General features: G+C 41.0%; 15 protein-coding genes. 6 read left to right on the plus strand and 9 right to left on the minus strand.

What is annotated here, in order from left to right; translation table 11 throughout:
* Nucleotides 1–18 precede the first annotated feature (18 nt).
* The 3 genes from PHAL_RS0107165 to PHAL_RS0107175 are packed head-to-tail and all read right to left on the minus strand — an operon-like array spanning nt 19 to nt 1545.
* Nucleotides 19–468 (minus strand): flavodoxin, encoded by a 450-nt coding sequence (locus PHAL_RS0107165; RefSeq protein ID WP_016707734.1) that lies wholly within the window; start codon nt 466–468, stop codon nt 19–21.
* Entirely contained in the window at nt 468–1232 is a 765-nt protein-coding gene (gene truC / locus PHAL_RS0107170; protein WP_016707735.1) for a tRNA pseudouridine(65) synthase TruC, read from the minus strand. The genes PHAL_RS0107165 and truC overlap by 1 nt, the downstream gene beginning before the upstream one ends.
* Nucleotides 1225–1545, minus strand: a complete 321-nt coding sequence (locus tag PHAL_RS0107175) for a YqcC family protein (protein ID WP_016707736.1) — start codon at nt 1543–1545, stop codon at nt 1225–1227. Before PHAL_RS0107175 ends, truC begins: the two co-directional genes overlap by 8 nt.
* A gap of 103 nt (nt 1546–1648) precedes the next feature.
* On the opposite strand from PHAL_RS0107175, the gene PHAL_RS0107180 reads away from it, so the two are divergent.
* Together PHAL_RS0107180 and PHAL_RS0107185 are read left to right on the plus strand one after the other, a co-directional pair.
* Nucleotides 1649–2677 (plus strand): DUF3549 family protein, encoded by a 1029-nt coding sequence (locus PHAL_RS0107180; protein WP_016707737.1) that lies wholly within the window; start codon nt 1649–1651, stop codon nt 2675–2677.
* Complete coding sequence (locus tag PHAL_RS0107185; protein WP_016707738.1) at nt 2678–2977, plus strand: DUF3301 domain-containing protein; 300 nt, start codon at nt 2678–2680, stop codon at nt 2975–2977. It abuts the gene before it with no gap.
* Between the two features lie 824 nt (nt 2978–3801).
* On the opposite strand, the gene PHAL_RS0107200 is transcribed toward PHAL_RS0107185, so the two are convergent.
* Nucleotides 3802–4443, minus strand: a complete 642-nt coding sequence (locus PHAL_RS0107200) for a GNAT family N-acetyltransferase (RefSeq protein WP_016707741.1) — start codon at nt 4441–4443, stop codon at nt 3802–3804.
* A gap of 154 nt (nt 4444–4597) precedes the next feature.
* Here PHAL_RS0107200 and PHAL_RS0107205 point away from each other — a divergent pair, with 154 nt between their 5' ends.
* The 3 genes from PHAL_RS0107205 to PHAL_RS0107215 all read left to right on the plus strand — a co-directional run bounded on the left by PHAL_RS0107205 (nt 4598) and on the right by PHAL_RS0107215 (nt 5973).
* Nucleotides 4598–4831 carry a DUF2789 domain-containing protein gene (locus tag PHAL_RS0107205; RefSeq protein ID WP_016707742.1) on the plus strand — a complete coding sequence of 78 codons (234 nt, stop codon included), beginning with the start codon at nt 4598–4600 and terminating at the stop codon, nt 4829–4831.
* 89 nt (nt 4832–4920) lie between these two features.
* A complete protein-coding gene (locus tag PHAL_RS0107210) occupies nt 4921–5190 on the plus strand; it encodes a hypothetical protein (RefSeq protein WP_016707743.1) in 270 nt (89 codons plus the stop codon).
* Nucleotides 5191–5199: 9 nt separating this feature from the next.
* Nucleotides 5200–5973 (plus strand): Zn-ribbon-containing protein, encoded by a 774-nt coding sequence (locus PHAL_RS0107215; protein WP_016707744.1) that lies wholly within the window; start codon nt 5200–5202, stop codon nt 5971–5973.
* Between the two features lie 54 nt (nt 5974–6027).
* Here PHAL_RS0107215 and syd read toward each other — a convergent pair whose 3' ends face one another.
* Nucleotides 6028–6567, minus strand: a complete 540-nt coding sequence (syd, locus tag PHAL_RS0107220) for a SecY-interacting protein (protein ID WP_016707745.1) — start codon at nt 6565–6567, stop codon at nt 6028–6030.
* Between the two features lie 59 nt (nt 6568–6626).
* On the opposite strand from syd, the gene queF reads away from it, so the two are divergent.
* Nucleotides 6627–7472, plus strand: a complete 846-nt coding sequence (gene queF, locus PHAL_RS0107225) for an NADPH-dependent 7-cyano-7-deazaguanine reductase QueF (protein ID WP_016707746.1) — start codon at nt 6627–6629, stop codon at nt 7470–7472.
* Between the two features lie 44 nt (nt 7473–7516).
* Here the strand turns inward: queF and PHAL_RS0107230 are convergent, their stop codons facing one another.
* The 4 genes from PHAL_RS0107230 to PHAL_RS0107245 form a co-directional block, all read right to left on the minus strand.
* Nucleotides 7517–8326 carry a peptidylprolyl isomerase gene (locus tag PHAL_RS0107230; RefSeq protein ID WP_232321841.1) on the minus strand — a complete coding sequence of 270 codons (810 nt, stop codon included), beginning with the start codon at nt 8324–8326 and terminating at the stop codon, nt 7517–7519.
* Nucleotides 8327–8406: 80 nt separating this feature from the next.
* Nucleotides 8407–9207, minus strand: a complete 801-nt coding sequence (locus tag PHAL_RS22850) for an amino acid ABC transporter substrate-binding protein (RefSeq protein WP_138973934.1) — start codon at nt 9205–9207, stop codon at nt 8407–8409.
* A gap of 34 nt (nt 9208–9241) precedes the next feature.
* Nucleotides 9242–12934 (minus strand): autotransporter assembly complex protein TamB, encoded by a 3693-nt coding sequence (gene tamB / locus PHAL_RS0107240; protein WP_016707749.1) that lies wholly within the window; start codon nt 12932–12934, stop codon nt 9242–9244.
* A complete protein-coding gene (locus PHAL_RS0107245) occupies nt 12934–14661 on the minus strand; it encodes an autotransporter assembly complex protein TamA (RefSeq protein ID WP_016707750.1) in 1728 nt (575 codons plus the stop codon). The genes tamB and PHAL_RS0107245 overlap by 1 nt, the downstream gene beginning before the upstream one ends.
* Nucleotides 14662–14821: the final 160 nt, after the last annotated feature.

Consider the following 14821-nt stretch of genomic DNA (forward strand, 5'->3'; position numbering starts at 1 on the left):
CGCTCTTTTTTATTGTCCTTATTCTGGAATTTTAGTAAGCCACTGCTTTAACCATGGTTCTGTCACAGGCCAAGGCTCAAAGTCTTCACATGCATCAATCTCTAAACGATGGCCCACAGGCTTTGCCTGTAAATCCCGAAATAACTCGTCAAAACTGCGCCCTGCACCACAAAAGGTATCGCCATAACTACGATCACCCATAGCTATAATCCCGTAAGGCTTACCTGTCAACATAGGAAATTGACTATTAAGCTGGGCATATAACGGTGCTAAATTATCAGGAATATCGCCCTGCCCCGTTGTAGAGGTGATCACTAAAATATGACTGGCCGACTTTATATCGTCAAGAGTTGGCGAGCTTATCAGCTTAGCTTGATGCTCAGAGTGCTCAATCGTGTCAATAACCTCGTCACTTAAACGCTCAGCACCGCCATAGACACTGCCTACAAATATACTAATAGTTGCCATTAATAATCCTTTTCTGTATTTGGCCAGCCAAGTTGTTGGCAAATAGCGAGCATTGCTTCACCTAGTGGCGCTTTAATATTGATCGATTGCTGCGTATAAGGGTGCACAAAATTAAGTTCAGTTGCAAATAACATTAATCGGCGCAGTGCAAAGTGCTCTCTAAAAAACTGGTTATGTTGATTATCACCATGATTTACATCACCAATTATAGGCAGTGATAAATGTTTTAAGTGCCTACGAATTTGATGTTTACGCCCTGTTTTAGGAAAACACTCCACCAACGAATATCGCACTGTTGGGTACTTTCCAATTGGGATAGCTAAGGTAGCTTGATGCAAACAGTTAAACTGAGTTTGTGCCTCTTGTGCAGCTTTATTTTGATCAGCAAACTTATCTGCAATTTTATCCAGCTCTTCTTTAAGTGGCTTATCTAAAAATACCGACTCAGGTGCAAAACCACGTACAAGTGCCAAATAACGTTTAGAAATTTGGTTATCGATAAATAACTGATTAATATCCCGCGCAGCTTCTGAACTTAGTGCAAACAGTAATACACCTGAGGTAGGTCTATCTAAACGGTGCACAGGAAACACATGCTGACCTATTTGATCACGCAACATTTGCATCGCAAATTGTGTTTCGTGCTTATCTAAAAATGAGCGGTGTACAAGTAAACCGGAAGGCTTATTAATCGCTATATAGTTTTCATCGCGATACAAAATATCAAGCTCACCAAACTCAATTGGTTCAGGGCGTTCATTCATCTGATTGTCCAAATACACTGTCTAATTCTTGCAATAGTTTTATCACGTGTGCTCCACCCTCTTTATTTGCAAACATTAGTTCAGCCATTGGCGCAATTGCAAAATTACTTGGTAGAGGTAGCTTATGCGTAACCAGTGCATCCATTTTCTCAATAAATACGAATTGCAGCCATTGCTCAAACGCCATTGTGTCGTGACAAAACGGCATTGTTGAGTTTAATGCTTGTGCATCTATAGGCTGTTCTTGCCAGAGCTGATGTTGTCGTAATAAGACTTCAAGTTGCGTTAGATACGCTTGTAACTGTTGGTACATAACCACCTGCTGTTATAAATATTGACTAATTATACCCTGTTCCCTCATTGCCTGCTATGGCGTATAATTTACCGAATTTTGCAGTAAAAACCAGTGGATCACTATGACCGAGCAAATCGCAACTTTAGGGCAACTACTTGATAACGCAGGCACCACATGGCGCGCGTTTGATATTGGCAGACACATAACTAAGCTAGATAAAAAGCAGTTCTTAGCGATAGAGCAAGCCCAAATACCTTATCCTTTTCCACTGGCAGGCCATGCATGGTTAGCAATTCAATTTTGGGATAGCAAAGCCAGTAGTGAGCCATTTGTTTGGTTCTTAAAATTTCCGGTTGATGAGCAAAGTAAGTTAGTTTGCGCAAGCCGTGACCATTTTGCCAATATGGTCATTGAAGCCATTGGTAATGATTTAACCGGCAGCCAAGCTGATGGTAAGCTTGATAATAACCCTTACGTATTTACACCTAATGCCAATAAATTAGCCGCTTTTAATGCACAATTAAAAGTGCTGTTAAAACAACCAGCTTCACAATATTACGAATACAGCCAATTATATTTTAGTGGCAAACTCGGATTTGATAACTGGCAAAGTGTTGCAGTACAAGGCATTGCTGATTTTGCCGTGCGCTTAGATGATGATAAAAACCTAGCTGCGTTACAAAATGCTTGGCCGCAACTACCAGCAGAGGTACTACAACCATTAAGCGCCATGCTTGAACATGTTGAAATCCCCCCCGTGTTAAGCGAGCTACTATTAAGTTACGCGAAACAAGCCATTGCGCAAAAAGATACATTAGCGCTGTGCTGTGCCTTACGAGCAATGTCAAAAGCGCAAGCGCAACCATTGACCGCTCAACTCGTAGATGCACTTTTGCAATCAGACCTAGCCACCGATGCAGATGTGCTGCAAACAATCGCAGGCCGATGTTTTAACTTACTCTGCGATCCTGAGCGGTTACATATTTTTATGGATAACTGCGCCCACCAGCAACAAATTGCAGAACTTTTCCCAAGTATTTTCGCAGATCTAGTTGCAATACCCAGTATTCGCCCGCACTTACTAGGTCTACTACGTAAAGAAAATCGCAGCGAAACCCTCGCCCGCGCAATTGGAAGGTTATTCTCGTAAATGGCAAGTTTGTGGACATTCATTATCATTGGTGCGGTTATTTATCTATTTTGGCTTAATCGTAAAGTAGCTGAAGCCGCGAACGCTCACGCCAAACGACAAAGTGAGCAACTGCAAGTACAGTTAATGAGTGTTGCCTGTATTAAACGCCGCTTTGGCTTGTTAAAAAGCGGCAAACCAGGAATTAAGAGCGAGTTTATTTTTGAATTTTCCAGTGATGGTGAAAGTGTCTACCAAGGCGTACTCTTGATGGAAAATGAAATGCTAAAAAGCGTAATTGTGCCGCCGCATAAGATCTAGTTAGAAAGTTAGAAATAGCTTTGCGAGAGGCTGTTATACCAATCGTGTTAAGTTACTGACCATTTATAGCGACAGATAAATGACGTGATAACAAGGCATAAATTTTGACATGTAGTTGTTCTACATGAAAAATTTATAACGCAGTTAGCGCTTTATTTAGCTCGCTAGAATGGTTAAATATTTAAGTCGATTGGTATTATATGTCAACTTAAAAAACTAAGGCGTAACATATAGTTACGCCCCAATCTGACTTCATCCATAATAAGGCATCCATACCTATGCCGAAGCACCCATTTTTATCTTTCCCCTGAACGGGTATATATCCAAATACACCCTCACATTGCATCTATGCAATATCCTACACGTCCTAGTGTTATCCTCTTGCCAGCTTGGCCGTCCTACGGTTCCAACCGCTCCTATTACTTCCTGTAATATAATCCTTTAGGTTATCCTTATCATTAGCTCCGCTAATGTGCCGCATCCTGGCGGTGTCCTTGTTCGTCCTTGCGTCCATGTAAATTGTCCATTGGCTTCCTGCTAAGCTTCATGCTTAATTGCCATAATCCATTTCCTTGGCAGCAGCTCATTCATTGAGTCTGTGTCGTCTTGACAAAGTAAAGTTTAAAGCAAAGTAGCCATAGCGGTAGTTGTAAATAACAATAATTTTCATGTCATAATTTTGAAAAAATAACATACCCGATAAAAAACAATGAGTTAAACATTTAGGAACACGATTAATGAAAGAATAAACGGCTAAAGCGCACGACAATGTAAGATATCTCTCACAGTGATATTTCCAAAACGGCGCTTAGACAGAATCAATGTCACTCAGCTGATTTAAACAGCAGTTCACCTTGTACATTATTAAACGTAAGACGTTGTAAAGAGCTAAATCCCTCGCTGGCAAAAAATGCAGTATGCTTATTTTGGGTAACAAAAACCGCGATTCCTGAAGCTCTCTCATTACTTTGCACTAAATCATTTAAGCCTCGTAATAAATAGCGGCCTATACCTTGTCCCTGAAAATGTGGATCAACAGCGATAAATGCTAAAAAGTAATAATTGCCTTGACCGCTGAGCGCATTACGGATTGTTTGTTCTTTTTCAATCAATTGATTAGTTTGTAAGTAACCTGCACTGAGCATTAATTTTAGGCGCCAATGCCAATAACGCTGGGCTTGTAATTGACTATCTGACTCAAACACGCACGCGACTGCTTTTAATCTATCTTGTTTATACAAACCAATTAATGGCTGTTTCTCCTGCCAGAATGTATTGAGCTCTTCACGGATCAACGCACGTAATTTCTTTTCGTACGCGGCTATATTCGATTCACTGTAATTAAGTAAGGGCTGTAAGAGCGGATCATCGTGATAGGCTTGGTAAATTAAACTCGCTGCGATACTGATGTCTTCTGCAGCAATATACTGCACACGCAATGCTTCACTTTCAGTCTCTACGGTCATGGCTCGTCCTTACTTTTTATTTTGATTTTTTCTGTCGCTACAGCTATAGGTATATTCCTATCTGGGTTAAAAGGCAAATTCAGCGGGTGTTAAACTCAAACAACCCATCATAAAGTTCTATTACTGTTTCACAGTTATCACCAAGGAGCATGACATGGATACCACTAAACACGACATCAATACACTTTTCAAACAACTGGGCTTGGCAAGTTCAGAAAAAGAAATTGATAGTTTTATTGCTGCTCATACCTTACCTGATACCACGTTATTGCAAGACGCTCCATTTTGGGATCAAGCACAACGCCATTTTATTGCAGAATCATTAGCAGAGGATGGTGATTGGAGTGAAGTGATTGATGAACTAGACGTGCGATTACGCCAACAGTAAAAGTACTTGGCTGTAGCCTGTCACCTGTTATTATACCCAGCGCAGCACATGTCAGTGCTGTGCCTTATTTAAAAGAGTTTAAAAATAGAATGAATGCCGTTGTTTTTGATGCTATCAAAGCCCTTCTTGACGAAGGCAAAACCCCTACTGTCGCTTTAACTAAAAGTAAACTAACCCAACCGATCCCATTACCTGTTATTATTGCTGCGGTTAGCCAATATAAAAATAATCCAGATTCAATTCATAATTTGGCCAAATCAGCCTCGGTTACGGTTGAGGCTGGCAGTGATATAAGTCAGCTTGATCGTATTGAACAAAAACTTGATCACTTACTCGCTTTACTCGAAAATAAAAACTAGAGAACTTACATGTTTGTTGTTGATTTAACGTTTGATTGTTACCAAGACACGACCCTTGAAAATGCCGAGCAAGCAATAAACCGCTTAGTGAATGCATTGCGCTTTAACGGCCAAATAATGGGTGAAGAGTTTCCAACTGTATTAAAAGATGGCTACTTCGTAACCCGTGTTATGTGTCCGACTGATGATGCAATGCACCCTCTTAACAACAGCCCGTTTGTTAAACACAGTATTGATAAACTTCACGATGCCGGATTACTGGCTCCGAAAGTCAAAGTAATTGGTCAAGATATTCACTCTAATGGCGCTGATCAGTGTCATGAACCTTCGAGTTATATTTTATACACCACTTATGTCCATACATGCAGTCCATTGTACTGTGGTGATGACTTTTTACCGGTGCCATTATTTCGTATTCCTGCAATAGCGAATGGTGACTATAAAACCTTAATTAAGTGGCAAGAAGATTGGCAGGCATGTGATCAAATTCAAATCAATGGGGCCACACGTTGTGAATTTCCTGCTTTAGAGGAAATATCAAAGCTTGATAGCGATCTTTCCCGCCGTGGTAAAGACATTGCCAAACGAGTGAGCTTTTTAACTAAGAAACCGGTGTATTATTATTTATACCGAGTGGGCGGCAAAGATAAAGCCTCAGAGCTTGAACGTAAATGTCCAAGCTGCAATGGCGACTGGAAATTAGCTGAATCATGGTTTGGCCTATTTGATTTTCGCTGTGAACCATGTGGCTTAGTGTCGAATGTATCATGGGATTTTCAATAACAAATCGCTCTAATTAAATGCTGCGCGGGAGCAATTTCAGCGCAGCATAAACGCTTAAACAGTAAGTGCTGATATAAAAGAGCCTAGATCCGTGCTAAGCACATGATGAGGCTTTTTACCCACATACTCTAAACACACCTCACCTGTGTCTAACAACACCGACACCAATAAATCTTCTTGATCGGTCAAGCCAATAAATACTGTGGGCGGCTGTTTTAATTTGCGCTTCATCAACACATGTCCGGTTATATTTTGTTGCAGTAAATCAAAATCCTCATCGCTCCACGCTTGCAGTAGCTCAACATCATGACCATCTATACAGGCTGTTATACACCCGCCAAAAAACGCACCATAATACTGTTGCAGCGCTTGTGGAAATTCAACCTCTAGGGCATTAGCTAGATCAGTTAAAGTGCCATTTGGTGTGCGAGCGACCGCTTGCCATTGGATCAACCCTTGTTCATCTGGGTTGCCAACTTCGCACGGACTTGGCCAATCGCTGTCGTGTTCAATCTGTGGCAATTTGCCTGTTTGATCTTGCTGCTTGCTGGCAAAGCGTTGGTGAAGTTGTTGTAACTGGGTAACAATAGACATGCTGTGAAACTCATAAGCTTTAGGTATAATAGCGCTATTGTAACTACAAAAGACTTAACATGACAGATTACAGCAACGCACCAGAATTAAAAGGCAGTGTGCTTGGTCAATCAACTGAGTATGTTGATACGTATACACCAAGCTTACTTTTTCCGATCGCACGAAAACTTAATCGCGACGATTTAAACATTGATGAACGCGCCCTCCCTTTTAAAGGCCAAGATATTTGGACCGGCTATGAGTTGTCGTGGTTAAACGCAAAAGGAAAACCTGTCGTTGCTATAGCAAGCTTTGTGTTTCCATGTCAGAGCAGCCATATTATTGAGTCTAAATCTTTCAAACTGTACTTAAACAGCTTTAACCAAACGCGTTTTGATTCAGTTGATGATGTAGCCGCTATTTTGACCGCCGATTTATCAGCCGCAGTGGCAATGCCTATCACAGTCAATTTATATAGCCCAGCAGATTATAACTGTTTACCTTGCACACCCTTGCCGGGTGAGTGTATCGATGAGTTAGACATTGAAATAACCGACTATCAGCTTGGCGCACACAGTTTAACAACGGCGAGCAGCAATACTGTCACTGAAACACTGCACAGTCATTTATTAAAATCGAACTGCTTGATCACCTCACAGCCGGACTGGGCTAGTATCATTATTCGCTATACGGGTGAGCAACTATGTAAGGAATCGCTATTACGCTATTTGATCTCATTTCGTACTCATAATGAATTTCATGAGCAATGCGTAGAGCGTATTTATTGTGATTTAATGGCGCAATTGAACATCAGTGAACTTGAAGTGTACGCACGTTACACCCGCCGTGGTGGACTAGACATCAACCCGTACCGTTCAACTTCTCACGATAGTGTGCCATTTGCGGTGAAAATAAACCGCCAATGATCTATCTAGTCAAACCCCGAGTCATTCGGGGTTATCTACACTGGCTAACTTTCAACTCTTTTAGTCGGTATAGGCATACCGCACACATCAACATAATTAGGCGTTTCAACAAACCATGTTTCTGAGCGGTTTTGTCGTGCTTTGATCAAGGCTAAAAATGCAGTCGAGTCAGTGCGCATCACCTTAAACTGGCTATTATCTTGTTTACTGATATCAGCTAACACGTGTATATCGGTAATAGGGTTACTAGTCGTGCGAGATAGACGAGTAAAATACTCCATCCCCTCCAGCACGCGGCCAAATACAGTAATATTTCTATCTAAATAACGCGGGCCTTGTCCTATAGTGACATAAAATTCAGTACCACCACTGTTAATGTCGTTATCTCGCGCCATTGCAAATACCCCATTACAATGCACTTGCCAGGTTTGCGTTTGCATCTCATTTTGCGCCACCGCAAAGCCATTTAAAAATCCAGTAATTGGGGCATAGCCATCATGGTGATCAAGCTCGGTGATCTCCAAAAGGCTTGAAGTCGTTAAATAAAATTCAGCAGCTATGGCTTTAGCGGCATCTTTGACTGGTTTTTTACCGCTTTCATCACCTCCTTGCGCTACAAAGCCTTCCACAACGCGATAAACATTTAAACCTTTGTAAAAGCCTTCGCGGGCTAGTTGTTTGATATTCTGCGTGTGTTTTGGTGCCAGTTGCGGGTTAAGCTCGATATAAGCAGCGCCGGTTGGCAGGGCTATTTTGATAATATTATCAGCCTCCACTAACCGCCATTGCTCAGCAGTTGCTTGATTAACAATTTGTGCAGCTGTGAGCTGAGTATCAGCTTGTGCCATACTCATTTGGCTAGAGAGTAGAACACCGCCAATGAAACATAATTTTTTAAACATGGCACACCTATTTGTATTGTTATAGTGCGAGGTTATTTAGTTAAGCTGTTTTTATCAAGCCAAAACTGAGCTTGATGAATTGGCGCACTGCGCGGCAGTAAAGGGTTTGTAAGTTCAATAATACGGCGGTTTTTTAAGTCAGCTTGTGCAATCGTAGCGGCAAAATATTCATAAAATAGCGCGTCAAAAGAACCATCAGCAATTGCCGCTAGTAGACCTTCTTGCAATAATTTATGCAGCGTTTGATTATCATTGGCTACAAAAAAATAAACTGCAGATGGATAACGAATAGCAATATGCGGCTCGTGAATAATATCGTCACCATGATTTTTGGGTAAATCAAAGATATCGTACGGCAACGCATCAATGCGCCCTGTTCGGAGCATTTCGATAGGCTCTGCCCCCATACCATATATTAATGTAGGCAACTCATTACGTTTAAAAATGGCAGTATCTGGCCAATCTTCCCGTAAACCGAATACAAATGAGCGTAATTGTCTAGAGTGGTTTACCTGTGCAAACATATCTTTATGGCTAACATGTACTAAAGGGATACGATAACCCAATAAGCCTTTATCAATTGGGATCAAAACGGCCTTGGCTTGCTTTTCCCAATCAGGGCTCGTTACTCCCCAAAAGACATCAATACCATTTTTATCTCCTAAAAGCCTAATAGCTCTGCTTTGCGAAGGAATATTTTGCACTTCTGTTGGCACCAGAGTCACTGCTGACTTACTCAATGCCAATGCCAGCAATGCACGTGGATATGGGTGCCCGTCAGCAGAGTAGCGCACACTAAGCTCAGTGTTTGCCAAACAAGTAAAAGAAGTCAAAAAGCAAATCCATTTGATCAACGTAATGTTATCCTTAATCCAGATCGAATTTATAGAGAATATCCACGTTCTGATACAAACCACTGGTAATTTCAATATAAAGTTGTGACAGTAATTGATAACGTACCGCAACTTCACTTAAGGAGTCAAAAATACCCACACTGTATTTAACTTGAATACCCGGTGCCACATAACCAGAAATTTCTACTTTGGTTTCGTCACCACTGCCTTTAGAGCTCAAGCTAACATCCGACAAGCCGAACGTTTCACCCACTTTAGATACCACCCCTTCACTGCGACTCACCCCTTGTGCTAATAATAATTGAGTTAGCATTGCATCAGTTGAACTGTCACCTTCGTCTAATGGTTGACCATTTAATAAATAAGCTAGAGACTCGGCTTGATCCATTGCCGGCTCAGAGAACACCTTTAATGCAGGTTGCTCGATATTACCCGTTAAGGTAATGCCAGCAATGACATCATTGGCGGTATTATCTGGGTTTCGGATCGCTTTAATATTTAAATACGGTTTATCTATCGGACCACTAAAACCAATTTGACCAGTACGGATGATCAGGTCTTGTCCAAAAGAGCGGTAAGTACCTTCACGTAAGTTCAACTCGCCGGTGGCAATCATTGGCGTTTGCTGATCCATCTTAATCGACAAGTCACCTTCAATTTTAGACTCCAACCCAAATGAGTCAATGCGCACATCATTTTCAACAATCAACTTAAGACTTATGTCGTAATCAAACGGTACGGCTTGAGTTTGCTCTGCTTGTTTGTCGATAATAATTTCATCATCGCTTACCTGCACAGCCCCCTCTGGAAGCTCTTCAATCTCTATCCGACCATAAGGCACAACCACTTGCCCCGCTAACTTAAAAGCATTATCAGCCAAACCAATTTTTAAATCCGGTGATACTTTAAATGTTACACCTTGCTGAGCTCGGACATAAAACTGCTCACCAACTACGGCTAAATTCACCGCAGGTTGTGCGCCTTGCCAATCAATATCCCCCTCCAAGGCTAACTTACCGCCTTGTGCATCGTTTAATTTGCCATCAAGGGTGGCTTTAGTTTTGTCAAAAGTAATGCTGATATTTGAATCTACAATCGCAACTGGCAGCTGCTCACCTTGTAAATTTACATCTATAACTTCCAGCTCACCATTAAGCAACGGTGCGCTCAACGTACCTGCTAAGGCTATTTGGCCACTAATGCTGCCTTTTAATTGCTCAAGCGTACCAATAAAAGGTTGCAAGTCAGTTAATAAAATCTTGTCAATCACCAGCTGTCCACTTAGTAACTGTTGCCCGGCTAAGTCCTCAGCATCGATATCTGCATTGATATCACCAAGCACTGTGGAGCTCAACCGCGCTTGCAAGTTAGCATCACGGGGATCTGCAATTGCATTTAACGTGAATGTGTCTATTGGTAAGCGATACCGCTTTTCCTCGTTAATAAGGATTGCAGCCAAATCATGAGAGTTAATTGTCGCAGATAAACTTTGTAATTGGCTCGCTTGCCAATTCGCTTTGACCTGCCCTGCAAATCCACCTTCGGTAATAATGTTATCGGGCAATAAATGTTTAATTTCAGTTAAATCAAAATTCTCTAACTTGGCATTAAGCTGACCAAGCTGCGCTGTTTGATTAAGCCGGTCGATACACAGCTTACTGTTTTGACTTTGCCAACAATGCTGCTGTACGGAAAAATCACCCGTATCGATGTTAAATTTAATCGCAACCGCAGGCTTCGTAGTAAAATCAATCACGTTATCGCTTAGCAGCACATTACTTAGGCTACCTTGCCACACGTTTTTAGCAAACTTACCCGCAACTTCAAGTTCAGCTTTACCCTGTACAGCGTTTAAATCAAGCTGTAGTTGATGATCATCTTTATCTCCAGCCGCTGCAATCGTAAAGCTGTTAATTTGCTGACCTGCTACATTGGCATCTGTTACTTTTAAGCTCACGTTAGTTTGCCAATCAGCGGCATAATTAAAGTCTGTCTTTAACGCTAAGTTTGCAATCTGAATATCAGCAAAACTTAAATCACGTAAGCCAACATCTAAGTTTACAATGGGTTGTAAACGCGCGCCTGATATTGCAAGCTTTCCTTCACCCACACCAGTAAATGGCAAGTTCTTTTGTTCTGGTTTATTTAAGTGAAGTAACCCCTTAATTTTCCATTGTTCAGCAATATTCCCTGATAAAGCTAGCTTATTTTCCCCACTGACAAGTTCAAATTTCTCAATACTGGCATGTAATGAGTTATTTAAATCAAAATCTGAAACAAAGCTAAATGGAATATCATCAACCGTACCGCCAAGTTGAGTATCTGTCATTTTTAACTGCCACTGCTGCTGTGACGCATTAAATTCCCCATTAAATTGCCCTGACAGATCACTGCTTACAGTATCAGTTAAGTACTGTGCTTTTAAATTTGCTAGCTTTCCTGAAAATTGACTCTCGATACCGTTTTCCCAGCTCGCTGACGCAGTTAGCGTCGCTTTACTTTCGTTTGCCATTAACGACAATTGTTCAACATTGATATGCGTTAAGCCGCCTTTTAGCGCGCTTTCCAATCGCACTTTAGGGTATGCTGCAAGTTGACTTTGTGCCATCAACTGTAATGTATAGTCATCGGCATTGCCTTTACCTGTTAACTGCACGTCATTTATTTTTAATTGATTACTCTCTACTTCAAGTAGCCACTGCTCAATATTTGCATTGATTGAAAAAGGAAAATTAGTGGTTTTTAAATCGGCATTTATTTTTGCAGTTAGTGGGTATTGTCCTTCGGTGATCACGTCTAGTTGTAAATTACGTAAATCTCCAGCAACCGCCAAAGCGACTTGATGCTCAGGATTATTCAAAGTAAGTGCTGCGGTGACGGGAGTGTCATCAGCTAAATTTGCTGTTAATTGGCTTGCCAAGTGCCATTGTAAATAGTCTGCACTGAATGATGGTAGCTGCAGTTCACTTTTGTTTATCGCAAAAGAGCCTTTAATATCACTAATTTCGTGACTTTGTTCGCCTTGTACCAGCGTTACTTTCGAGATCAAAAGTTGTTCGAGTTTGGCGGCAAGTGGCGAACTAAAATGAATATCGGGCAAAGCCGCAAGTGCCGTTAATGGCTCACTAGGTGGTGCTTGAGTTTCTTTAAGTAACACATCGACCTGTGCAATTTTTAATGAGCTTAAAGTAACGAGCGACTGTTGAGCGAACGCTGCCAAAACAAATTTTTTCACTGATACATTTGCACTGGCATGATCAAGTTCAAAGGATGCAATTGCAATGCGTTTGATTGAAACGCCAATAGGCAAGCTAATCTCATCGCTCGCACTCGTAGCGGGTTGTTCTTCTACCCTTGCCTCTTCTTCAGTCTCAGCTTGTGTTTGAGTTGGCTGTGGTAACTTCAACGATATTGCCTGCGCGCTCATATTTTCAATGCATATACCTTCACAGCCCCACCAATAAAGATCGAGTTTCAAGTTTTTCGCATTAAAATCTAAGCCATCACTTTGAAAGCGTACATCAAATGAGTCGTTATATAAAAAGCGGCCATTTTTAATGTCGATGCGTAAGCCATCAACTAACTTCGTTGCCGTGTACGCAATTAATTGATTGCCTGGCGCTGTAAATAATAAACAAAATACCAGCACCAGTAGCGAAGTAAAAAACAGTGTCAGTGCGGTGGTAATTTTTTTCATTTTTGACATTAAATTTCAGGCCCTATAGTAATACTAAGTCGCGTACTTTTACTTTCTTTGGTAAGCCCCCACGCGTGATCAATTCGAACTGGGCCCACAGGGGTTAAATAACGAATACCAAAACCTGCGCCTACTTCAACCCGATCGGTAAAGTCATTGGTCGCTGTACCGCTGTCAACAAATAAAGCAGCTCGCCAACTTTCTGCAAACTGGTAATTATATTCAACCGTACCAGTGATTAAATATTTACCACCAATTAGACGACCTTTTTCATCCTCTGGAGAAATTGACTGATAGGCAAAACCACGTACACTTTGGTCACCACCGGCGTAAAAACGCAATGAAAATGGAACATTATCAATGTCATCTACTAACATGGCGCCAACATTTGCCTTTAAAAACAATAAATGGCGATCAAGATAAGTTTGCAACCAGGCATTTTGAAGCTGTATTCTGACAATATTAGTCGTAGAAAACATGTCTTTTAAACCAAATTCTGCAGATAATAACCATTGATAGCCCGATGTTGGTGTGGTGCCTCCTTCGGTTTCTTTTTTAGCATAGCTGATGCCGGGCATTAACATTTTAGAACTTTGTTCTTCATCGCCAATGCGATAAGTCTCTCTATCACGGCGTAAAAATACAGTACGAACCCAATCATCATCTGTTAGCCATTGTCGTTGCAATTGCCCGGTCAGAATTTTACTGTACACATCGTTGGTTAACTCATCTTCGAGTTTGTAACCGGCTGAAAAACGCCATAAGTCATCATTAGGGTCGTCTACAGGTACCGTGTAACCAAGTGAAATATCTTGCTGTCGCTGTGATACATTTAAATTACTTTCAAGATAATGACCATTTTCAGTGATCCACGGTTTAGTCCACTTAAAACGCACTTTAGGCCCTAGATCAGTACTATAACCGCCCCCCACTTCGTAACTATTGGCAGGTTTGTGCAGTACATCAACCTTTATTGGTACTTGTTTATTAGCACGATTAGGTATATCTGCGTAAACGCGTACACTGGCAAAATACGGCGTGGTAGATAACGCTAAATTGTACTCTGATACTAAAGTAGCCCTATAAGCTTCGCCTTGTTTAAATTTAGCTAAAGAACGAATGTATTTCTCAGCTGGGGTTTGTTCCCCTAACACAAGATCACCAAATTGATAACGAACACCGGTATCTATCGCTAAAATCACCTCAGCACTATTATTCTTTAAAGAAATAGCCAGCTGATGTGTTTGCCATTTCACATCAAAGTACCCTAGCTCAAGCAGTTGTCCTTCAATTTTTTTACGTGCAGCATCGTAATGACTGTGATTTAAAATATCACCTTGCTTTAGCTTAATACTATTTATCGTTTGCTTAAGCAATAAATCATCCTCACCTTCGCCCTGCACTGTTATGCGCACGTCGGCAATACGCGTCACGGGGCCACGTTCGATGGTTGCAATCAATGTTTGCGATTCACTATTATAATTAAGCTTAATAACAGGCTTATAATAACCCAGTGCTTTTAAACTGCTGGCAACTTGCTTCTTTGCATGGCTTAACAAGGTGCTCGTAGCTGTTTCACCTTCAAGTTGCTTTAAGTACAGCGCAACATTTTTTTCCAGATCGCCCTTAATGCCATTTATTTCATAGCTACTTACAACGTGTGCGGCTGCAAATACATTTAATGAAAACAATAAAAATAAACCAACTGTTATGCGCGTTAATATCCAGCTAGGCAAGTAATTTCCTTACTTAAAAACGATTTATCAATAATGACAGAAATAGTACCATATTGATGCTACTTCACGCAGTAACTCAAATGTGAAAATTAGTACGCTTATTTGCTTTATTTTGGTTACAATAGCCATTACTAATTTGAAATGATTTTATTGAGTTTTT

It is taken from the genome of Pseudoalteromonas haloplanktis ATCC 14393, from assembly GCF_000238355.1.
Lineage (GTDB): Bacteria > Pseudomonadota > Gammaproteobacteria > Enterobacterales > Alteromonadaceae > Pseudoalteromonas > Pseudoalteromonas haloplanktis.